The 21,976-nt window shown below is 38.2% G+C and carries 20 protein-coding genes; 4 read left to right on the forward strand and 16 right to left on the reverse strand.

Going from position 1 to position 21,976, the window contains the following annotated elements:
• The 11 genes from AC1DUW_RS09565 to speB all read right to left on the reverse strand — a co-directional run.
• The coding region (locus tag AC1DUW_RS09565; RefSeq protein WP_477642413.1) for a 5-oxoprolinase subunit B family protein at positions 1–788 on the reverse strand (788 nt) is incomplete at its 3' end.
• Between the two features lie 18 nt (positions 789–806).
• A complete protein-coding gene (locus tag AC1DUW_RS09570) occupies positions 807–2,861 on the reverse strand; it encodes a sigma-54 interaction domain-containing protein (RefSeq protein WP_477642414.1) in 2,055 nt (684 codons plus the stop codon).
• Between the two features lie 368 nt (positions 2,862–3,229).
• On the reverse strand, positions 3,230–3,994 hold the full coding sequence (locus AC1DUW_RS09575; protein ID WP_053344620.1) for a LamB/YcsF family protein: 765 nt from the start codon (positions 3,992–3,994) through the stop codon (positions 3,230–3,232).
• Between the two features lie 5 nt (positions 3,995–3,999).
• On the reverse strand, positions 4,000–5,355 hold the full coding sequence (locus AC1DUW_RS09580) for an acetyl-CoA carboxylase biotin carboxylase subunit (RefSeq protein ID WP_053344619.1): 1,356 nt from the start codon (positions 5,353–5,355) through the stop codon (positions 4,000–4,002).
• Positions 5,356–5,386: 31 nt separating this feature from the next.
• The gene (locus tag AC1DUW_RS09585; RefSeq protein WP_053344618.1) at positions 5,387–5,635 is read right to left on the reverse strand and encodes an acetyl-CoA carboxylase; all 249 of its coding nucleotides are present in this window, start codon (positions 5,633–5,635) and stop codon (positions 5,387–5,389) included.
• Complete coding sequence (locus AC1DUW_RS09590) at positions 5,628–6,626, reverse strand: 5-oxoprolinase subunit C family protein (RefSeq protein WP_053344617.1); 999 nt, start codon at positions 6,624–6,626, stop codon at positions 5,628–5,630. Before AC1DUW_RS09590 ends, AC1DUW_RS09585 begins: the two co-directional genes overlap by 8 nt.
• Entirely contained in the window at positions 6,623–7,492 is an 870-nt protein-coding gene (locus tag AC1DUW_RS09595; protein ID WP_053344616.1) for a 5-oxoprolinase subunit B family protein, read from the reverse strand. The genes AC1DUW_RS09590 and AC1DUW_RS09595 overlap by 4 nt, the downstream gene beginning before the upstream one ends.
• Positions 7,493–7,848: 356 nt before the next feature.
• Positions 7,849–8,838, reverse strand: coding sequence for a D-2-hydroxyacid dehydrogenase (locus AC1DUW_RS09600; RefSeq protein ID WP_053344615.1), 990 nt, complete (start codon positions 8,836–8,838; stop codon positions 7,849–7,851).
• A 174-nt stretch (positions 8,839–9,012) separates the two neighbouring features.
• A complete protein-coding gene (locus AC1DUW_RS09605) occupies positions 9,013–9,774 on the reverse strand; it encodes a class II aldolase/adducin family protein (RefSeq protein ID WP_053344614.1) in 762 nt (253 codons plus the stop codon).
• Positions 9,775–9,819: 45 nt separating this feature from the next.
• Positions 9,820–11,241, reverse strand: coding sequence for a sodium:solute symporter family protein (locus tag AC1DUW_RS09610; RefSeq protein ID WP_053344613.1), 1,422 nt, complete (start codon positions 11,239–11,241; stop codon positions 9,820–9,822).
• A gap of 104 nt (positions 11,242–11,345) precedes the next feature.
• Positions 11,346–12,344, reverse strand: a complete 999-nt coding sequence (gene speB / locus AC1DUW_RS09615) for an agmatinase (protein WP_477642415.1) — start codon at positions 12,342–12,344, stop codon at positions 11,346–11,348.
• A 531-nt stretch (positions 12,345–12,875) separates the two neighbouring features.
• Between speB and AC1DUW_RS09620 the strand changes: the two genes are divergently transcribed.
• From AC1DUW_RS09620 to AC1DUW_RS09630, 3 genes are all read left to right on the forward strand, one after another.
• Complete coding sequence (locus tag AC1DUW_RS09620) at positions 12,876–14,267, forward strand: sigma-54 interaction domain-containing protein (RefSeq protein ID WP_477642420.1); 1,392 nt, start codon at positions 12,876–12,878, stop codon at positions 14,265–14,267.
• Between the two features lie 481 nt (positions 14,268–14,748).
• A complete protein-coding gene (locus tag AC1DUW_RS09625; RefSeq protein ID WP_053344611.1) occupies positions 14,749–15,255 on the forward strand; it encodes a hypothetical protein in 507 nt (168 codons plus the stop codon).
• Between the two features lie 18 nt (positions 15,256–15,273).
• The gene (locus tag AC1DUW_RS09630; protein WP_236694858.1) at positions 15,274–15,786 is read left to right on the forward strand and encodes a hypothetical protein; all 513 of its coding nucleotides are present in this window, start codon (positions 15,274–15,276) and stop codon (positions 15,784–15,786) included.
• A 253-nt stretch (positions 15,787–16,039) separates the two neighbouring features.
• Here the strand turns inward: AC1DUW_RS09630 and AC1DUW_RS09635 are convergent, their stop codons facing one another.
• A complete protein-coding gene (locus AC1DUW_RS09635) occupies positions 16,040–16,744 on the reverse strand; it encodes a YjjG family noncanonical pyrimidine nucleotidase (RefSeq protein ID WP_477642416.1) in 705 nt (234 codons plus the stop codon).
• A gap of 447 nt (positions 16,745–17,191) precedes the next feature.
• Here AC1DUW_RS09635 and AC1DUW_RS09640 point away from each other — a divergent pair, with 447 nt between their 5' ends.
• Positions 17,192–17,449, forward strand: a complete 258-nt coding sequence (locus tag AC1DUW_RS09640; protein ID WP_477642421.1) for a VanZ family protein — start codon at positions 17,192–17,194, stop codon at positions 17,447–17,449.
• A 343-nt stretch (positions 17,450–17,792) separates the two neighbouring features.
• On the opposite strand, the gene AC1DUW_RS09645 is transcribed toward AC1DUW_RS09640, so the two are convergent.
• The 4 genes from AC1DUW_RS09645 to AC1DUW_RS09660 all read right to left on the reverse strand — a co-directional run.
• Complete coding sequence (locus AC1DUW_RS09645; RefSeq protein WP_477642417.1) at positions 17,793–19,112, reverse strand: gluconate:H+ symporter; 1,320 nt, start codon at positions 19,110–19,112, stop codon at positions 17,793–17,795.
• Positions 19,113–19,192: 80 nt separating this feature from the next.
• Positions 19,193–20,041, reverse strand: a complete 849-nt coding sequence (locus AC1DUW_RS09650; RefSeq protein WP_477642418.1) for a class II fructose-bisphosphate aldolase — start codon at positions 20,039–20,041, stop codon at positions 19,193–19,195.
• 66 nt (positions 20,042–20,107) lie between these two features.
• Entirely contained in the window at positions 20,108–21,481 is a 1,374-nt protein-coding gene (locus AC1DUW_RS09655) for a four-carbon acid sugar kinase family protein (protein ID WP_083450875.1), read from the reverse strand.
• Positions 21,482–21,554: 73 nt separating this feature from the next.
• Positions 21,555–21,976: NAD-binding protein (locus AC1DUW_RS09660; RefSeq protein WP_477642419.1), on the reverse strand; the 422-nt coding region annotated here is incomplete at its 5' end.

The following is a 21,976-nucleotide window of genomic DNA, read 5'->3' on the forward strand; positions in this document are numbered from 1 at the left end:
GCGTACGTTCCTGCACGTACGCTGCTTTCGATCTCATTATATTCAGATTCCTTAACAGGACGATACTTCCATATATCTCCCGGTCTTGCCAAAAAAGAAGTCTCCTCTAATGGGTTTGTTTTATCTACTAAAGGGATAGCTGATCGTCCTATTAGTTGATAGCTACCTGGTCCATTGACTGGATAAATCACATTGAATGCACCACCTATACCAATGCCTCTTTCCGGCGTTTCTGTACGGGGACTATTATATTTTGGAGCTTGAATGATCCCATTTGGCTGCAATCCAAGCGGAAAATGCCAACCCGTTCCTGGCAGAAATCCAACCATCGTAATTAAATAAGGTGTCTCTGAATGAGATTTTATAAAAGATTCTTTGTCGGTAAACCCATTTACTTTCATCACATATTCAAAGTCTGTTAAGTCAGGGGCAGGGTGTCTGCTCTTAAAACGCATGGAATATTCTCTTGACACTGGATCGTCGTACCATGCTGGTATTTCTACTATTCGTACTGATAAATTTAACTTTTCAGGATTGCTTTTCGTCAAATCTATTTCTTTTAAATAGTCCAGCAAATCTCTTGCTGAGACGATGTCCGGGTTATAACGAACTAAATAGGAGGCATTGGATGAAACAATATCAATAACGCCTGGAATCTCTCTTTTTCTCAGCTCCTCCGTCACCGCAATTGCTTTAAAGTTACTCTCAATCCTCATATCACGAGAAATTTCAGCATATATGTATTCATCTCCACCGAAATTAAAATGAGTTTCAGGCAAATTAAACAATAATTGTCGCCCCCTTTATTATTTCAGCTTTTTCATCCGCCTGCTTATTGTCGCAGGACTAACACCTAGTACTTTAGATAATTTATCGGCAGTGCCGTATTTTTGCATCCCTCTTTGAATAAGTTGAGTTTCTAATTCTTCTACCGCTTCTTTAAGTGGCATTATTTCTAAAACCATTAGTTGTGTTTTCTTTTTTTGAACTTCCCCGTACAGAAATTTCAATGCATGCTCTCGTTTTATCCATTCTCCCTCGCCCAATAACGTTAATCGCTCCACTATATTTTGAAGTTCTCTTACATTTCCCGGCCATGCATATGTCTCTAAAACTTCAATAGCTTCTGGGGTGAAGCTTTTCTTGATATCATACATTTTTTTAAATTGTTCCAGAAAATAAATGGCTAAGGGAAAGATATCTTCTTTTCGCTCACGTAATGGCGGAATACTAAATGGAATAACATATAATCGGTAGTATAAATCCTCCCTGAATTCACCTTGGTTCACCAACTCTCGTAAATCCTTATTCGTTGCCGTTATAATTCGAACATTTACAGGTTTCGGCTGGGTCCCGCCAATTCTAGTCACTTCTCGTTCCTGCAACACACGTAATAGCTTCACTTGCATATTTAAAGGGAGTTCACCAATTTCATCGAGAAAAAGCGTGCTGTTATCAGCAATCTCAAACAGGCCTGCTTTCCCATTTTTATCTGCACCAGTAAATGCCCCTTTCTCATAACCGAACAATTCACTTTCTATGAGATTCTCTGGAATTGCACCGCAGTTAATCCGAACTAGCTGCTTGTTACTCCGTGGACTGGCTGAATGGATATGGTGAACAAATACTTCTTTCCCAACACCGGATTCACCTTCGAGTAAAATTGTCGAATTAAATTGGGCTACTCTCTTTATCTCTACTACTAAGCTCTCAATCGTTTTCGAACGATAAACAAGTTGTTTTTCGTTAATGTTTAAATCATCATGATCTTGTAGCGGTTGAAAACCTTCGTCCGATTGATCTAAAATTGAGGATCTTTCTTGTGTAATGTCCCTTGAAAGTACAACTACTTTTTCTAATTTCCCTTCGTGGTATACCGGGGTTGCGACCGACCAGACTCTACTTTTCCCCATTGAATCCTGAATCGATGTAACCTTTTTCATTTGTTTCTTGCATAGTTCAAAAACATTAGGCTGAAAAATGTTTTTTCTAGTAAACTCACTTATATGCTTACCAATTATGTTTTCTGGATTATCCACTTTCCAAAAATCGTGAAGAAACATACCCGCTACTCGAATGATTTTGCCGCTTTCGTCAATGACGAGTATTTGTTCCTGGGAAGAAGCATATACCGTTTGTAAATCAGAATTCAGATTTCGAACAAAGTCTAATTCTTTAACAGAATCCTCGAAAACTTCACGCGAGAAAAAGATATGTATGAGGCCTTTTATTTTATCTTCCATTCTTAAGGGGTAAAAATTTCCTACTGTATGTTTAAAGTTAATAGAGGCGTTCACATTTATAAGAGTTTCCCCAGTCATGACTCTATCAAGATTTTTATCGATAGTTAAAAGCATTTTATAGTCTCGAAACTGTAAAAATGAACGGTGAAGACCTAAAATACTTTCTGCTGTTTCATTAATGTATTCTATTTGGTAATCGATATTCGTTCGGACAATTCCTACTCCAGCTCCATGTAAAAGGAGATTTAAATCCTTCAAATTCAACTCACTGATTTTATTCCGTGCTTGTTCAATTGTAGTGTAGCCGACAATTTCTCCATTAGCATCTTCCCCTATAATCAGAGAAACGTTATGGAAAAATTCAACAGGCGTGAACTGTGGGACTTTTAAAATATCACTTTTATAGCTAATCGGCTGTGATAAGTCTGCCTTTTGAGCAATTTGGTGCATTAGAATCTCCATTGTGCTATAGCCCACYAAAGACCCCTTATCCTTTACAAACACAATATTCGCTTCATGATCTGATAATTTTTGAATGACAGATCCAATATTACTCTGAATATTAACATATACTGAAATCGGTTTAAGAATATCGTTCCAAATAATCAACTTACTCACCCCTCCCGATAACTAAATCTTAATTTTATTATACTTTTTATAGATAAAGATATGAATTCAGAAGTATTTTAATATATATATTATTTTGATTATTAGGTCAATTATATCTTTTATTAAGTATCTGAAATTTCAACGACAGGTGAAAGAACTAGGGCTTAGTTTGAGAAGTTTACAAATTAATTGAAGAGTGTCTGGAGGGATAAAATTACAATACAATTCGTTATATTGGGGGCTAAACAGAATGACTCCGGCATTCAATACCGGAGTCATCTACTAGTCGACTAATCTATAAATCCTTTTTAAAGAGCATAGTTCAATATTTAGAGTCCAACTACTATACCAATATACATTTTAGGACCAGTACCTTACTAGATAATCTTTTTAATAGGTACAATCTCGACGCCGCCCTCTTTTAAAGCTTCTACAACCTTTTTAGCCAGAGTCGGCGCTCCTGGTGTATCTCCATGAATACAAATGGTCTCTGCTTTAATGGAAACATCTTTTCCATCGTGTGTGATGACTCTTCCTTCTTTGACCATACGAACAACTCGCTGCGCCATTTCTTCATAATCATTGATTTGTGAGCCTGTTCTCGTTAACAAAATGGACCCGCTTTCAGTATGCTCCCGGTCAGCATAAGCCTCTTTTGCAACAGGGACACCCATTTTTATCGCTTCTTCCATCACTTCAGATTGGCTAAGCGCAAATATGACCATATTGGGATCGATAGCATGAATTGCTTCTAATATTGCTCGTGCTATAGTCTTATCTTCCATTGCTTTCATAAATAAAGCTCCGTGTGGTTTACAATGCTGGATTTTGACATCTGCTGCAGCGCTGAACTCTCTTAAAGCACCTACTTGATACATCACATAGTCTTTAATTTCTAAGGGTGTACAGGTCATGAAGCGACGACCGAAGCCCAATAAATCAGGAAACCCTGGATGCGCACCAATCCCAACATCATATTTCTTTGCTAGTTCCACTGTTTTTCTCATAACATGGGGATCTCCGGCATGAAAACCACATGCAATATTAGCCGAGGTAATGGACTGCATTAATTCTTCATCATTACCTAATTCATAAAGACCGAAGCTTTCACCCATATCACAGTTCAAATCTACCTTAAACATTGTTTTCACCCCTCAAGCACTTGAATTTTATTTTCTGCTAAAAATTGAGTCGTATAATTCCCACGTATAAACTGGTTATTTTTCATGATTTGTTTTAAAAGCATGAGGTTTGTTTTAACTCCCTGTACGTCAATCTCATCAAGTACTCGCTGCATTTTTTCGATTGCTTGATCACGTGTGATGCCGTGTACAATAATTTTACCGATCATTGGATCATAAAAAGGGGTCACCGCACTGCCTTCAATGATGCCAAAATCAAACCTTACATCGTTTTCAGGTAATTTCAACCTAGAAATTACTCCAGGACTAGGAAAGAAAGTATTAGGATCCTCTGCATAAAGTCTGCATTCAATCGCGTGTCCTGTTTTGTTTATCTCTTCCTGTGTGATTGTCAGTTTTTCCTTAGCAGCAATTTTTAACTGTAGTTCAACTAAATCCAGTCCCGTTATTTCTTCAGTTACTGGGTGTTCTACTTGCAGACGAGTATTCATTTCAAGAAAATAGAAATTTTGATTTTCATCAAAAATGAATTCCATTGTGCCTACATTTGTATAATCTATTTGTTTTACACCTCGAATGGCTGCATCTAACAATTCTTTTCTAAGGGTATCATTTAGAAATGGTGAAGGGCTTTCTTCTATCACCTTTTGATTTCGGCGCTGGACTGAACATTCCCGTTCAAATAAATGTAAGACATTTCCGTATGTATCAGCGACAATTTGCACTTCAATATGGCGGGGGTTTGAAATCCATTTTTCTAAAAAGACAGTTCCATCCTTAAAAAATGAAGTAGCTTGTTGCTTCGTCGCATCAAACACTTTTATTAGCTCGGCATCATTTTGAACAAGCTGCATCCCAATACCACCACCACCGGCGCTAGCTTTTAACATGAGCGGGTAACCAAGATCGTTCGCAATCAGCAATGCTTCGTCAACTGACTCAATGCTTTTATCCGTACCTGGCACAACCCTTACGCCCGCCTTTTGCATTTGGGTACGAGCTTCAAGCTTACTGCCCATAATATGTATTGTTTCCGCAGAGGGACCGATAAAGACAATGTTTTCTTCCTCACATCTGCGTACAAATTCCGGATTTTCAGATAAGAATCCATACCCAGGATGAATAGCATCAGCATGTGTTTCTTTTGCTATCTGAATTACTTTTTCAATATCAAGATAACTCTTTTTCGCTTGAGCCGGACCTATGCATACAGCTTCAGTCGCTTCACTGACATAAGGAGCCTCTGCATCGGCTTCGGAATAGACAGCGACTGTTCGAATGCCTTCCTTATTACATGTACGAATAATTCTCCTAGCAATTTCCCCTCTGTTTGCAATCAGCACCTTTTTAAAATAGCCCATTTACTTTTCCTCCTTCCTTCCACAAAAATGATTACTGTTCAATGATTACCGCTATTTCCTGTCCAGCGTCTAGAAGGTCCTCGTCCTCAACAAAGAATTGCGCAAGAACCCCATCTGTTTCTGCTTTAATTTCATAGAAGTTTTTCATAACTTCCACCATAGCAAGAACATCGCCTGTCTTAACTGTATTTCCTTCTTTTACGTACACGTCTTTATCAGGAGCTGGTTTGCGATAAAATACTCCTGGGATTGGTGATAGAACTGTTTTCTGTTCAGCCATGATTGATTCCCCCTATTTGTCCTAATACTTGTTTTTTCATTTGATTGATTTTATCTTTGTATAATTTTCTCGCCTCAAGGGCTTCATTAATATCAACAGCAACAAACCGAACCTTCTCATTTGTTTTAATTTGAGCCATCTTGTCTAAATCCGTACTAATAATTGTACAAATCGTCGCATAGCCTCCACCTGTCACAGCATCGTTTAACAAAGCAATCGGTTCGACACCATCTGGTACTTGAATGGATCCGATTGGATACCCTAGATCAACCACATTTGAAGGGTTGCTACCGGCACCAAATGGTTGTTCACGCTCTACGAAATTCAAACGCTCCCCTTTAAAACGGTAGCCAACACGGTTTGCTTCCGTTGTAACCGTCCAATCGATGGAGAAAAAGCGTTTTTTACTTTCTTCAGTCAGGCGATAACTGCACAATCCTACAACAACTCGAATCTCATTCGTTTTTGAGAATACCGGAATTAATTCATCACTTATCCGTGTTCCAATCGCAATCTTTGATTGGTTAGCATTACCGATTTTCAAATGGTCCTCAGCTTGGAGTGGCCTTCCTTCGAAACCTCCAATTCCGCACAAAGTATATGTAGACCGTGATTCCATAATAAGCGGCACTTCAATTCCGCCAGCTACCGCTAAATACACCCGGGCTCCTTGTTTAACAAAATCAAATGACAGCACATCTCCAGCCTTAACTTCTAAAGTTTCCCACATTGGAACATATTGATCATTAATCTTTGGCGGTATTTCCCCTCCTGCAATAGCAACGGTTACATCTTGTTGAAATTCTAAGACTGGCCCCATATAAGTAATCTCGAGAACAGCTGCATTTTCATCATTCCCAACAAGTAAGTTGCTTGCTCTGTATGAGTATTTATCCATGGCTCCCGATGGTGGCATCCCCACTTCATAAAAGCCAATTCTTCCATAATCTTGAATAGTCGTTTGAAGTCCAGGATTAATAACTTTAATCATGCATATAACCTCCTTATCACAGATTCTGAAAACGCATTTGGATTCTCGAGAACATCTTTCGGTTTAAAGGTGATATCCTTCGTCAAATATCGGAATTCCCCATTTTCAACTTGTTTTCGAATATCTTCGTATTCCTCCATCGAAATGCTTCGATATCTAAAAACATCCCCTTGTCTAGGGAAGGTCATTGACTCTTTAAAATCATGTAAACGCTGCTCTTTTTCAAAAATCGGTGCTGCAGCAGTTCCAAACAATTGATAACCACCTGCACCTTGTACCGGATAAATAACAGCAAATGAACCGCCGAATCCGAATGCTCTCTCTGGCGTATATGTTCGAGGACGGACATATTTAGGTGCTTCGATTTGCTTCTCGTTTGGAACCATTTGATAGCACCATGGCAACCCCGGTACAAAACCTATCATCGACACAAGATAAGGGGCATCCGTAATTGATTTAATTAAATCTTCTTTTGATTGAAAGCCATTTGTATGTGCCACATATTCAATATCTGTTGATGTTGGATCCTGATGTCGATCTCTAAAACGCATTAATGCCTCATGTGTCCAAGGGTCTTCAAATAAAATGGGTACATCAACTGCACGTGCAGTTATTTCAAAGTTCTCCAACGTAACATCTTGTTCAAGTTCTTTCAATTTTGAAATTAAATCATCTGGATGAATGAGATCTGGATTAAACCGAATCATATAAGAAGCATTGGATGGACAAATATCCAGTATTCCTGATACCTTTTTTTCTCGTAACGCCTTAGTAATTGCCATTGCTTTAAAATTCGTTTCAAGACTCATTGCCTCAGCTAATTCAACAAAAATAAACTCATCACCGCCATATTCGTAACGGGTCAATGGACTTCACCTCATTTATTGGATTTATACTAGCATTTATTGGATTTATACTAGAACGTTGCAATATTCATGCCAAAACTGATAATCATATTATTTATCGATTTTTCAGACTATTAAACTGATAAAACGTCTATATACCTTTAGTAATCTTTCAATATTKAAATATCATCTTTCATAAATGCAATATATTAATAAATTACTAGATCATAATGTCTAAAATATAAAAAAGACCACAAAGCGTTTTAGGCTTTTGCAGTCTCTCACATTTATGACTCTTGTTTCACATGTAAAATTTGAATTTTTCATATCCTCAAAAAAATATCTATAATGTATTTTTTTCAACGAGCCCATTACTACTAATAACCCAGTTGTTTATGAACGACGTTTATCAGTGGCTTCCCCTCAGAAAAAAGCTTTAAATTTTGCAAAAATAACTCCATCACACGATCTAGATGTTTTGAAGAGTTGTATGCGTTATGTGGAGAAACTATTACATTTTCAAGCTGCCAAAAAGGATGATCTTTAGGTAAAGGCTCTACTTCAAACACATCAAGTGCTGCACCAGCTATGTGCCCTTTGCTCAAACATTCAATTAAATCTCCATCGACAATGGTATTTCCGCGACCAACATTAACTAAGTAACTACCTTTTTTCATTTTATTTAACCGTTCTTTATTAAAAAAATAAGAGGTCTCTTTGGTAAATGGGAGAGCTAATACAATAAAATCTGATAGAGAAAGTACTTCATCCACTTGATCCATGCCCATAATCAAATCAGCAGGTTCATATTCTTTGTTCCTTTTGCCGGGGTTCCGACGACATCCTATCACTTTCATTCCAAGTACTTTACATCTTTTTGCAATTTCAAAGCCAATGTCACCATACCCGATTATGCCCACTGTTGCATTTTCAAGGTCCATCACAGGAATTTCAACCCAATTTTTATTTATTTGATTTCGGATTATTGTATGCACACCTCTCGCTAACGAAGATAACATGGCAATTGTATGCTCGGCAATCGGAACAGACGTGCAGCCTTTTACATTGGTGATGATGATATCGCTGTTTCGAATGTCTTCATTCAGCATGGCCTCCATTCCCGCACTATCTGAATGGATCCATTTAATCTTTGGAGCCTCTTTAAGTATGTTAAGATTATCGTGAAGTCCCGACGTATAGAGGACATCGAACTTTGATAAATCAACAGTTGCCTGTGGTTCAGGTTCGCCGAATTCCCATGGTTCGACAACAACTTCAGAACAAATCTCTTTAAACTTGTTTATGTATTTTTCCGGTATATCGACCCTTACATAAAGTGAAGGAGCTGCTTTCTTAGAACTGGGCATTATTAAACCTCCTCAAGAACCTATTGATTCCTTTTTTATTCATTGCAGGGGCGGCAATCTGTGAATTTGAATTCTTCTTCTAATTCATTCCATCTTCATTACAATAGGTGAAGCCCAACCAAGAGCTTCACCGTTTGATTCTTTTTATCTTCTTTCTAGAATTACTTTTTATGTTCACTTCAAGAAATCTGGTTGCTCTTTTCTAATTCTATCCCAAAGAGGTTGAAAACTTAGCCATCCCTCATATTCAGTTCCCGTTTGTTCTGCTGTTAATTTGGCATACTCCTCTTCTATAAAAATGGGCTTACCTACAGATTCAGCCATAATCTGTGCTTGACATGAACGTTCCATGGTTATGAACCACCAAGCAGCTGAGTCTACAGATTGGCCCACTGTTAACAACCCATGGTTGCGGAGAATGACAGCTTTGTATTGACCTAGAGCCCTAGCGATGCGTTTCCCTTCTTCAGATGCATACACCACACCAGTAAAATCATCAAATAATGCATGGTCATTATAGAATTGGCAGGCGTCTTGCGTAATCGGATCTAGTAATCTCCCTAAAGAAGACCATGTCTTTCCATAGACCGAATGAGCATGTGCCGCTGCAATGGCATCCGGTCGAGCTTTATGAATTTCTGAATGAATGGCAAAGGCAGCACCATTCACTGAATGTTCACCCTCTACAATATCACCTTTATGATTAACCAATATAAGATCTGAAACGGAAATTTGACTAAAATGCATCCCGAACGGATTGACCCAGAAATGGTCTGTATATTTAGGATCACGAACCGTAATATGTCCAGCTATCCCCTCGTCGAAACCAAATTTTGAAAAAAGACGGAATGAAGCTGCCAATCTTTCTTTCCGATGATTACGTTCTTCCTCCAATGTATTGAATGTTGCTGGTTCCAAGGAAATTGTCTTTGTCATTTTTCTTTCCCCCTTAAATCATTTTTTGCTTGTTTGGGTGTATCATCAATTAGCTATGGTATCCACGTCGTCATCACCTTTTACATCTTGATTTATTTCATTCTTGGAACTCATTAAAGTAAGTATTGTAATAACCACAAAACTAGTAGCGAGTCCGTATAGAATGGGTTGAGTGGAGGAAGGCCCATTAATCACCAATCCCACAATAATAACGATCATGCTAGCCAGAATGGAGTAGAAAGCGGCTGTAGCCGTAACTCTCTTCCAAAAGAAGCCAAGAATGATTGGAAAGAACACAGCTCCGGATAAGATTGCGTAAGCCACATCTAATGCAACTAAAATGTCTTGAATCCAAATCGAAACGATTATGGTCAATACACCAATCGTTAAAGTTGTAATCCGAGATGTTTTTAAAAATTGACGTTCACTCATTCCTGAACCGATATATTTTTTAATGATGTCATTAACAACTAAAGTGGATGAAGCTAGCAATGTTCCTGAAGCAGTGGACATTAGGGCTGAGACTACACTTGCAATGACAATACCTAGTAGACCTGCAGGCAGGGTTTCCATCGCTACACTAGTAAATGCAGTTTGTGGATCACCTAAATTAGGAAGGATAATAAAAGCACACATTCCAATGATACTGATTGCAATCGCATAAAAAACGCTATATATTCCAGCTCCAACCGTTCCGCCACGAGAAACCGCTTTGGTTCGTGCGGTAAAAAGACGCTGCCAAATATCTTGACCCACAACTACCCCTAAGGTAAATAGTAAAAAATATTGAAAAATTGTCTCTCCACCAATGTTGCCTAGCTCGAAATGTGATGCAGGGAGATTCTCTTTAAGTGAGCCCCACCCTCCTGCCTTAGAGATGCTCATTGGAAGCATGATAAAGAAAATACCGATCGTCATAATGACGAATTGCACGACATCAGTCATAGTGACTGACCACATTCCTCCTAATATTGTATAAAATAAAACGATTCCACCCCCGACTATCATGGAAATTGTTAAATTCCAACCAGCCAAAACATGTAAAATCGTCCCCATTCCAATCACTTGCGTTACAGTCAACATAAATGTATAGATAACCGAGACTAAAGCACTGATCAATCGTGTTTGTGAATTGTAACGCTTCTCCAGCATTTCACTGATCGTCAAAACTTTTAAATCAAATATCTTATTTGTTAAAAATAACCCTATTGCGATAATGCCTAACCCGATCATTACCACTAGCCAAATACCGGATATTCCAAACTGATAACCTAACTTTGCTGTTCCTAAAGTAGAAGCGCCCCCTAATATTACAGCAGCTAAACATGATAAATACATAAAATGCCCTAGATTACGCCCAGCTACAATGAAATCATCTGCTGTTTTTGCCCGTTTAGATCCGATTACTCCTACAATGATTAAAACAGAAAAATATAGAATCATGATCGTTATATCCAAAATATGCATTTACACATCTCCTTTTGGGGTTGTTTGGTTTAATATATCGCTGTGTTTTTAAGATGGAAGGAATGGCATTTCCACTGATTCCTTCCATCCATTTGAAAAGGAAATTATTTGTTAAGCTGTGTTTCCAAATCTTCCACTCTCTCTTTTTTCTCTAGTTTTTCTTTTTTTGCAAGAGCGATAAGTGTGATGAACTCATAGACAATATTAGCGGCGGCGGCAGCGGTGATTTGTCCGTGATCGTATGCAGGTAAAACCTCAACAAGGTCAAATCCTACAAAATCTATATTCGTCAATCCTCTTACAAAGGTTAAAGCATCATCAATGTTAGCCCCTGAAACTTCCGGTGTCCCCGTTCCAGGTGCATAAACAGGATCTAGAAAATCAATATCAAAGGATAAAAAGACAGGGCCATTTGCTACTCGCTCATGAATGACCTCTAGCATTTTCTCAACACCCATTCGTTTATAATCGTTCGTCGTATAAACGCCTAAGCCTAAATCCCGAGCATCCTGAAGATCCTCCGGTCCGTACAGACCGCCCCTCATACCAATTTGTAGAGATCTAGATACATCTATGAGACCTTCTTCTATTGCGCGGCGAAAAACGGTTCCATGATTATATTTTTGATCAAAATAGCTATCCCACGTATCGGAGTGGGCATCGAATTGAAGCAAGGCAACTGGCCCATGTTTTTTTACGATTGCGCGTAACTCTCCTAGAGTAATAGAATGATCGCCTCCTAATGAAAWAGGAATGATCCCTTTTTCAATGACAGGAGTAAGTTCTTCTTCAATCTTTTTATATGTTTCAGAAATATAGCCCGGAACAATTGGAATATCCCCATAATCAATCCCTGATATATAATCAAAAATGTTAATATCCTGTTCAGGGTTATAAGGACGCAAAAGAATCGAAAAATCGCGAATAGCTTCTGGGCCAAATCTTGCCCCCGTTCTAAATGATTGCCCTGAATCAAATGGAATACCCGTAATGACAAAATCCATATGTTCATCTAGCTGTTCAACAAATGGAAGCCGCATAAATGTGCGCACTCCACAAAAACGGGGTGATTTGAATGAGTCCTTCGGTTGATACTTCATCATGTAATATCCTCCTAAATTTCTACTATTTTTGTATAATTACAAATTCCATTCCTGCCACAACCTTGGCATATATTCTAATGTGATTTTTAACATATACTTTACGATTAGTAGGAAGGAACACTCTCAGATTGTCATAGTAAATCTATCGATTAAAAGTATTACCATGTGCTCAAGCACCTGTTTTTTCTATTGCAACTATTTTTGTAGACTTAATTAGAGCGCCGTATTTGAGACCCTCACGTGTGAAAACTATTGTAGACGCACTGGCAATATGTACTGGATATTTGCTACAGCATAGTAAACGCCCCCATGTTTTTCATAATTTTCATCTTACCTATTACTTAAGCAAGATTCGCGCCAACTATTTTTCAGATAATTACGACGATTTTAGCTATTTTTTTATAAGAATTTGATTTAAAATTAAATCAAATTCTTATTCCCTAATTTAATTTTTGATTATTCGCTCTTTTTGATTAATATTTTAATCAACACCTATAAAAATAAAAGGAGGCGAACGTATTGAATGATAGAATGCTTGAGCAGGAGTTAAAAAAAATTATCGAAACATCGAATAATAACATTACAATTACAGACGAAAAAGGTATCATTTTATACTCCAATCCAAAACTCTGGGAGATTTATGGTATGGAACCTGCCTCATACATCGGTACATCTGTATATCAATTAGAAAAAGATGGACTTCYCACACCATCTATCAATGCACTCGTTTTAAAAGAAAAAAAAGCGATGCGTATTATGCAGCATACACAAACAGGGCATGTTGTCATGTCAACAGGCTACCCCATTTTTAATAAAGAAGGTCTTCTCGTTAGGGTAATTAGCTATGGCCAGGATCAAACCGAGATATTGCAATTGCAGGAACAATACGAGCAATTACAACGAATAGTAAAAGGCTATCAAACAGAAGTCGAGGATTTAAGGGAAAAAGAACTAGATTACCACGATATGATTGCTAGAAGTAATGCAACCAAGCAGATTTTAAAAACGATCCATAATGTTGCTAAAACAGATGCCACGATTCTTTTATTAGGACCATCAGGGGTAGGGAAAAGTACATTTGCACGCTCGGTTCATAATCAAAGCAATCGAAAGAAAGAACCCTTTATTGAGGTGAACTGCAGCACAATACCGGAAAGTTTGTTTGAATCAGAGATATTTGGCTATGAACCAGGTTCTTTTACAGGAGCTAACAAACAAGGAAGGCAGGGTCTGATTGAACAAGCTGACAGTGGTACTCTTTTTTTAGATGAAATCGGGGAACTTCCACTTACCATGCAGGCTAAATTATTGAAAGTGTTACAAGAAAAAAAAATAAAGCGCATCGGTGGAAAAAAAGAAAGCCTTATTAACTTCCGGCTAATCGCAGCAACAAATCAGGATTTGAAGGGGATGGTAAGTGAGGGAAAGTTTAGATTAGACTTGTTTTATCGTTTGAATGTGATACCTATTCAAATTCCTGCATTACATGAACGTAAAGAAGATATACCGCTCTTAATTCAACATTACTTACAGAAAACAAATGATAAATACCAGAAATTAAAAAAATTCCATCCAACGACTTATGAAGTATTGAATCATTATCAATGGCCAGGAAATATACGCGAATTAGAAAATTTAATTGAACAGTTAATTCTGATCATTGAGGAACCCATTATATTTCCCAAACACCTTCCCCAAGCCATCACAGGACAAATAGAACAAACAGAAAATTCCTCTTCCCAAACAATCGAACAGGAATCAGACGAGAATCACGATCTAAAGAAGACTTTAGAAAAGGTTGAATTACAACTGATTACCAAAGCATACAAACAATGTAAAACCACTTACGAAATGGCAGAATATTTGGGAGTTAGCCAGCCTACAGTCATCTATAAATTAAAGAAATATAAGAAGTACTTTTGAATGATATCTTGTTACAAGCTTATTAATTCAGTCTTTTTCAAGCAACTACTCCCTGTCTCCTAGCTTGCGTGTGTGGTAATTCGGATTAGAATAAGAGTGACCATGAACTTGTTATCATTCTGATATGACACATAAAGAATGAATAGGTAGCAAAGAAGAATACTGAATGTAAATTGATATAAAAAATTTACATTCACATACCTATTTTGAGTAAAAGAAAAGCCTTGCAGCTGCGGGTAACCAATCCAGAACTTCTGCCAGGCTTTTTTCTTTTTGGGTAGTGCCGAAAATGGGCATGGTCTGCTATTTTGTTTTAAATCTAGTCCAGTTGACTCAAAAACTTCCGACTAATTATTTTTGAATACATTGAAATATAATCTTATTCAAGGGAGTATATTTCTTAACAGTAGAGCAAGATCATTAGTTTCAAGATTTAGGATTTAAAATCCTAATCATATAATGCTAAGGGGGAAACAAATGAATGACATCTACTTTTACGGGGATGAATTCCAATCAAAGGGATTTTTATCTTGAAGCCATTGATAATACCTTAGAAAAAGGTCTAGCTGCTAAAGAAGTTGTTTGTTCCATTACCACAGGTTTTCGAGATATTCCATCCATCCGGACTGCACCGGGGCTTAATCCTTACCACGCTTCAGTAGCTGATATTGGCTACGGATTTGATGCAGTACGTGGAACAATCATGAGGATACATCAAGGAGAATCCATTTCTCTTGCAAAGGATATGCTTGTGTTTGAACTGGATACACTACGTATTAGCGAAAAACAATTAAACCCTAATTTTGAACTAGCAGTAAAAGGTGCGAAGCCGGATACTTTTTATTTAATTGAACAAAGTAGATATTTAAACTGCCAAATCGCAGAATCAATCAAAGAAGCGATACGTCTCGGCAAAGCCTTTCTTGGACCTGAATGGAAGATCAGTCATGCAAGGATCCAGAATATTCAAGCAATCCCACGTCTATAGGAAGGAGAGAAGAGCATATTGCCTAATTCACAACCCATGGAAATAAGTATGGAAGATCACCAACATTTGATGGAATGGTGGAAAACAACGGAGTCAGCTAAAATAGTGGTTCAACATTTAATTTCGTTGATAAGTGAACTTCGGTTGCACCCAGAATCCAGTCACGCGGATGGAATGGTTCTTTTTTATCGGGCCGCTTCCGAGATTTCATACGGTTACGCCGGGACACGCGGATGCATCCGAAGGGCTTTTACAAGTGAATATTCTTATACACTTCGGAAAAATATGGTGATGTGTCACAGCTTCGCACACAAATACTCGGTTGATACTAAAGTTCTCCTTGAGCGTGTAGCAAAGCAAATCACAGGACCTAACGCCCTACAATTGATAGACCGTATCAGGGGGGAATTAATTGAAAATGACGTGATGTTAAATGAAATGGCTAAAAGAGCTCAAGCTTTCTTTGGAAAAGAACCCTTCCAGACCATTCAAATGGAAGTGAAGCAATCTAATACCTTGCCAAGAGAATAGCCTGACGCTACGCAACCCTATCTAAAAAAATAGGAGCCGATGATTCTTAAACTTAAGGAAATCGGCTTATATATATAAATCGGGACAGGGGTTCCTTTATAAAAAACTAACACACCCATACTTGTTTTAGTCATTCCTTATCTTGCTTATAATTAGAAAAACAGGTAATCAATCTTTCCTGTTATACTCCCAAAAATCTAACATTCTACTGTCAGAATAAACTCTTCCAATCAACTCTTTTTAAAAGGTTCACTTAAAATCTCTCCACTACTTTACTTTCTACAACCTGCATAAGATCTATCAGCTTACAGATTTCATATGTTGGCTTAATTCCTAGATTATTTTCCTTTTGATGCGGATTGAACCAGCAGGTGTCAATCCCATAATCTATTCCTCCTTGAATATCGGAGGTCAAAGAATCGCCCACAATTAAAACTTTAGCTTTGTCTGTAATCTGTAACTTAGAGAACGCATAATCGAAAATACCCTTTGCAGGTTTCTGGAATCCCGCCTCTTGAGAAATTATAATATGCTCAAAAGTATTGCTAAGAGGAGAACCGCCAATTCTTGATGTCTGCATATCGGTGAATCCATTAGTAATAATAGCTAGACGACAATCTGCTAGATTCTCGCAAACTTCCACAGCTCCCTGTATAAGATGGATTTCCTTACTCAAATAGTTAAGATACACACGGCTGAACATCTCTGCCTCGATGTCAAGCTCATGCTTGAGGAACAACCTCTTAAATCTTTCCACTCCCAGTTCTGATAGATTAGTAAGTCCCTGTTCCAATTCTCGCCATAAAACCCTACTAATCTCTTGATAACAGGCTTCATAATCCTTGACTCCTGTAGGTAAACCGAACTCAAGGAAGGCTCTATGTAGTGCCCTTTTTTCCGATATACTAAAGTCTAATAATGTATCATCAACATCGAATAATATAACCTCGTATTTCATTAGTACCTCCATTACTCATTACCGACATGTTTGAACAACTATCTCAATTACTTTTCATAAAACAAAATTAGGGAAAATGACCAAGAAACAAATTTCAAATGGTAACTTATAAACAGAAAATATTCTAGTGGCTATTTCATCTCCTAGTGATTTTAGCTGCTAGGAAAAATAATGACTAAGTAGCCCTTGTTTTTTGGAGCTACTTTTTTCTCTATATATTGTAAATACAATATATAGTGTACAATAGTTCCATCTAAATTTTCACATATTCCGTTAGATTGTGGTAAACCACCTATATTCATTGATTTAGGTTAAGCGGGGAACTATGTGCTTAGTAATTATGTATATAAAGCACATGATAGGATATATGATAGTCGCACTATTAAAAAACACAAAAACAAATAAAAAGTTTAAAATGAGGTAGTTTTAACAATTTTCGTCTTATATATTGTTGTTTTAGCCTCACAAACAGTCATTCCTAGATGGGATATGGGGATTATTAGTGATACAGGTGAACTCTATTTTGATTTATCAAGTGATATTCCAAAAATAAATTTAATACCTTTTCACACTCTCTATCAATATTTTTTTGAATTAAATGCGAACGTAGACGATTGGGGCAGTATATCACTTTTGAATATTTCTGCAAATATGCTTTTATTTTCACCAATGTTTTTTTTCGTGCCGTTAATCTGGGAAAGATGAGTTTCTTTTAAAAAAATATTTTTGTTAGGTCTAAGTGTCACTTGTATAGCTGAAGTTTTTCAATTTTTTGTAGCACAGATATTGACGATGTAATTTTAAATACAGTGGGTGTGTTAATAGGCTATTGGGGTATTTTATTTCTTAAAAAACTTAAAAGTAAGGGATAAGAAAAAAGACTAGCTGGACATCTTAATATCGTAACGAAAAGTAAATACTTAAAGGATTCATATAGTAACCTGTGGATTCTTTGCCGAAATTATGGATGAAAATAAAAGAGTTCTTGTTGAACCATAAAAAACCCCTATCCTTTCTATAACTTTATAGAAAGAATAGGGGTTTTCTATTATAAGAACATATTGATGATGAGTACACCAGCCAGTCCTACTAGGGAAATAATGGTGACCATAACGGACCAGGTTTTAATGGTTTTACCTATTGAAAGGTTAAAGTATTCCTTGTAAATCCAAAAACCTGCATCATTCACATGAGAGAAAGTTATACTTCCTGCACCAGCAGCTAAAACCATAAGTTCTGGACTTACACCTGTCGCCCCAACAAGAGGTGCTGCAATCCCAGCCGCAGTCATACCAGCTACGGTGGCAGACCCAATTGCTACCCTTAGGATAGCAGCTATTAGCCAAGTAAGGATTAATGGAGAAAGCGTTGATTCAGCCATGATACCCGCGATATATTGATCAATATGACTATCAATCAGTACTTGTTTGAACGCACCGCCACCAGCTATGATTAATAGAATCATAGCTATTCCGCTGACCGAGTCTGTAAGGGATTTCATGATTTCATTCATTTTTTTACCTCGATTAAGACCAAAGGTAAAAATGGCAAGAATAACAGAGATTAAAAGAGCCACAGCCGGATTACCTATAAAATCAACAACTGGCATAATCGATGATTTAGGCATAAAGATTTCTACAAACACTTTAATGGCTATCAGAATCACCGGCATGAGGGATGTAAGAAGACTGGTTACAAACCCTGGCATTTCTTCCTCTTTAAATTCTTTAGGGTTAAATAGCTCTTTTGGAATATCCGCTTCCAAATCTTCTTTCTTAAACAATTTCGTAAATAACGGCCCACCAATAATAATGGCAGGGATCGCAATGATGATCCCGTATATTAAGGTCTTACCCAAATTTGCCTCAAATACACTGGCTACCGCTGTTGGTCCTGGATGTGGAGGAACAAATCCATGCATCGTGATAAGAGCAGCTATAACAGGCATGCCGATATACAATACAGGTACTCCTGCTGCAATAGCAATCGTAAATACTAATGGAATCAAAACGACGACTCCTGTTTCAAAGAAAAGGGCGATCCCAACAACAGAAGCTGTAAGAACAGCAGCTAGTTGAACTCTCTTTTTCCCAAATGCTTTGATGAGTGTCATCGCTATTCGTTGGGCCCCACCAGAATCGGTCATCAACTTACCGAGTATCGCACCAAAGACGATGATTATAGTGAGATTACCAAGCGTTCCACCCAAACCACTTTGGATGGATGCTATTGCAGCATTCGGTGTCATCCCTTCCAAGATCCCCACTACTAAGGAAACAATAAGCAAGGATATGAAAGCGTTTAATTTAAAAGCAAGCATTAATACTAGCAATAGGGCAACCCCTATACAGATAGATAATATCGGCATTTTTTATCCCCCTTTTCTTTTAAGTGAGAGTTGGCTGTTGTTGCTCCAGCGTCAGCCAACTCTTTCACTTCACTTCTCTTCTAAATCACGTTTGAATTTTTAAGTAACCGGACAAATTTCGTCATGACCGGTTCCATCGCTTCTTGCATACCCGCCATAATAGCCGATAGATGAGCCGCCTTCTGTTCCTGTTCAAAAGCCTGATTTAAATACGAGGTGGCCGCCAACGATACCTCTGTATTTACATTTACTTTGCATATCCCTCTTGCAACAGCCTGCTTGATAATCTCGTCTGGTGTACCAGATCCGCCATGAAGAACGAGAGGGATACCAACTAGCTGGCGAATCTCCTCTAATAGATCTAGGTCAATATTCGGTTTTCCTGTGTACATCCCGTGTACTGTTCCGATTGAGGCAGCCAGAAAATCGACGTCTGTTTCCTCGACAAACTCTTTAGCAGACTTTGGATCTGTCAATGTGCCGTCTCCTTCTTCTTCATCTGAAAAAGCGCCGCGGGCAACCGATCCAATTTCAGCTTCTACACTGACACCCGCCATATGTGCAATCTCCGTGATTTCTTTTGTAAGGCGGATATTTTCCGCAAGTTCATATTTTGAACCATCATACATGACCGATGTAAAACCGCACCTGATTGCCCGAATAATCGATTCCTTTTCATACGCATGATCAAGGTGAAGAGAAACTGGAACGGAAGATTTCCCTGCGAGTGTTTTTACTAATGCTGCAAAGCCTTCCACATCGACCGTATCAAAATATCGCTCTCCTAGAGCAATGATAACCRGATGATTTTCTTTTTTTGCAACAGTAATCGCTGCCTGTACGGTTTCGAGATTATATACATTAAACGCAGCAACACCATATTTCCCATTTTGTGCTGCAGAAAGAATTTCTTTCGTATTGACAAGCATGCCTATGCCGCCTTTCTATTTGTATTCGCTTACAATCTCCCTTGTAAGCGGCAAATGCCGCTCAACTTACTGATGCAGCAGTTCTGCCACTTCTTTTAAGGTTGTTCTTGACCCAACATTTCCGGGAAAAATCACATAAGCTATCCCAGGAAATTTGCTTTCGCTCCCAGTCAACCAGACCGGAATACCAGGCTTTATTTGACCAGCTACCGTTGCTCGCTTAACGCTAAGGCCATTCGTCCCTATATCACTTGAGGTAATGCCGCCTTTGGCAATAATAAAACTTGGACGTACTTCAAGACGCTTGACGATGCTTGTCACAGCATCGGAAATCTTCACTGACAGCTTCAATTCTTCTTCTTTTTTGTTTTCACCAAGATCAAGACGCTCCCGCTTCGTATATACTGCTACCGTTTGGCCTTTACGAATAAGTTGCTCGCTCGTCTCTATAATCCGTTGAATTTCCGCTTCAAACTTATCCGGATACAGCACGAGGTGGACATCGAATTCGATGAACTCAATGAAATTACATGTTTGAAGAGCTTCAAATTGCTCCGTTGTTTTTTTCACATGTGAGCCAATCATAATCAGACCGCCATGATCAGAATGGTCTTTCATAAGTTCTTCTTTCGTTAAAAGTGCTTTGTCACTCACGCCTCCGATGATTTTTGTTAAAGCCGCTGCACTCCGGAACATGAAATGCTTGCCTGCTTTTAGGGCTCGGATTAATGCAATCACCACGACTTTTGCATCAACATATTCAACCGCATTAACAATGATCTTATTAAAATCTTTAACTGCCATCAGTTGACTAACTAATCCATCAATATCAAGATCCCGAATGCTTTCTAGCGACAGATACACAGCATCTTCCGCTTTAAATGCTCCGTTTGACTTTTCTTCTGCCCATTCACCGAGATGCGACGATTTGTAACCAAATGTCCTGTCTTTCGCAAATTCAGTTTCACCAGCCGGCACTAATGCATGTTCATCCTGCACGTAATGAATGTTATTAATCGTAAAGCGACCGCCTTCTTTAAAAAAGGGCATGATGACTTCTCCATCAAACTGCATATCTGATTGTGCTTCGACCGTCTCTTTCAACACCTCTGTTTCAAGAGGATAATGACCACGCAGCGTTGAGTCCCCACGACTGATAATGATGAATTCTTTGTTTTGCTTTTTAGCTGTGTGCTGGATGACATTTGCGATTTCCTTATGCGCTTGTTCAGTTTCAGCAGCTGTAAAGCCTCTCGAATTTGTCAAAATGAAAAACATTGAATTCTCTTCAGCGAATCCCGCTTCGATACTTTCAGCCGACCAATCTGTATAAATGGAAATACCGTGAACGGTTTGAACTCCCGTTGGATCATCATCAAGAACGATGATTTTTTTATTGAAATCTTGCAGTTCCTTTGCGAGTAGTTCATTTACAACCATTTCATCCGGAACTGTCGGCAGATTGGCAAATGTATTCTTTACGTTTAAATTGTTTGAATAAGTCACTGTCAATTTACACCCTCCTTACTTCCACGTTTGCCAGTTTTTCATAATACTGCACGATACCGCCATGGTCATCGCCCGCTTTGCCGTCTACTTTAAGCGCATGAAAAATTTCCAGAAGCTGGCTTGATAGTGGAAGTGGAACTCCGATTTCATGAGCTGTTTCCATTACGTTTGTGATGTCTTTTAAATTAATATCAATTCGTCCTCCGGCTACGAAGTTCCTGTCAAGAATAAGAGGTACCTTTGCATCGAGTACAGCGCTTCCAGCAAGACCGCCGCGAATTGCATGGTACATTTTTTCCACATCAATTCCCGCTTTTGCTGCAAGAACAAGTGCTTCAGACATAGCCGCGATGTTTAGGTTAACGATAATTTGATTCGCCAATTTTGCTGTGACACCGCTGCCATTCTTGCCAACTAATGTAACAT

The organism is Peribacillus sp. P4_C12, assembly GCF_056402095.1.

Coding starts and splice junctions, on each gene's coding strand:
- AC1DUW_RS09575 (WP_053344620.1), bottom strand. CDS start 3,994: ATGTTTAAGGTAGATTTGAACTGTGATATGGGTGAAAGCTTCGGTCTT.
- AC1DUW_RS09580 (WP_053344619.1), bottom strand. CDS start 5,355: ATGGGCTATTTTAAAAAGGTGCTGATTGCAAACAGAGGGGAAATTGCT.
- AC1DUW_RS09585 (WP_053344618.1), bottom strand. CDS start 5,635: ATGGCTGAACAGAAAACAGTTCTATCACCAATCCCAGGAGTATTTTAT.
- AC1DUW_RS09590 (WP_053344617.1), bottom strand. CDS start 6,626: ATGATTAAAGTTATTAATCCTGGACTTCAAACGACTATTCAAGATTAT.
- AC1DUW_RS09600 (WP_053344615.1), bottom strand. CDS start 8,838: ATGCCCAGTTCTAAGAAAGCAGCTCCTTCACTTTATGTAAGGGTCGAT.
- AC1DUW_RS09605 (WP_053344614.1), bottom strand. CDS start 9,774: ATGACAAAGACAATTTCCTTGGAACCAGCAACATTCAATACATTGGAG.
- AC1DUW_RS09610 (WP_053344613.1), bottom strand. CDS start 11,241: ATGCATATTTTGGATATAACGATCATGATTCTATATTTTTCTGTTTTA.
- AC1DUW_RS09625 (WP_053344611.1), top strand. CDS start 14,749: ATGACATCTACTTTTACGGGGATGAATTCCAATCAAAGGGATTTTTAT.
- AC1DUW_RS09635 (WP_477642416.1), bottom strand. CDS start 16,744: ATGAAATACGAGGTTATATTATTCGATGTTGATGATACATTATTAGAC.
- AC1DUW_RS09645 (WP_477642417.1), bottom strand. CDS start 19,112: ATGCCGATATTATCTATCTGTATAGGGGTTGCCCTATTGCTAGTATTA.
- AC1DUW_RS09655 (WP_083450875.1), bottom strand. CDS start 21,481: ATGGTTGTAAATGAACTACTCGCAAAGGAACTGCAAGATTTCAATAAA.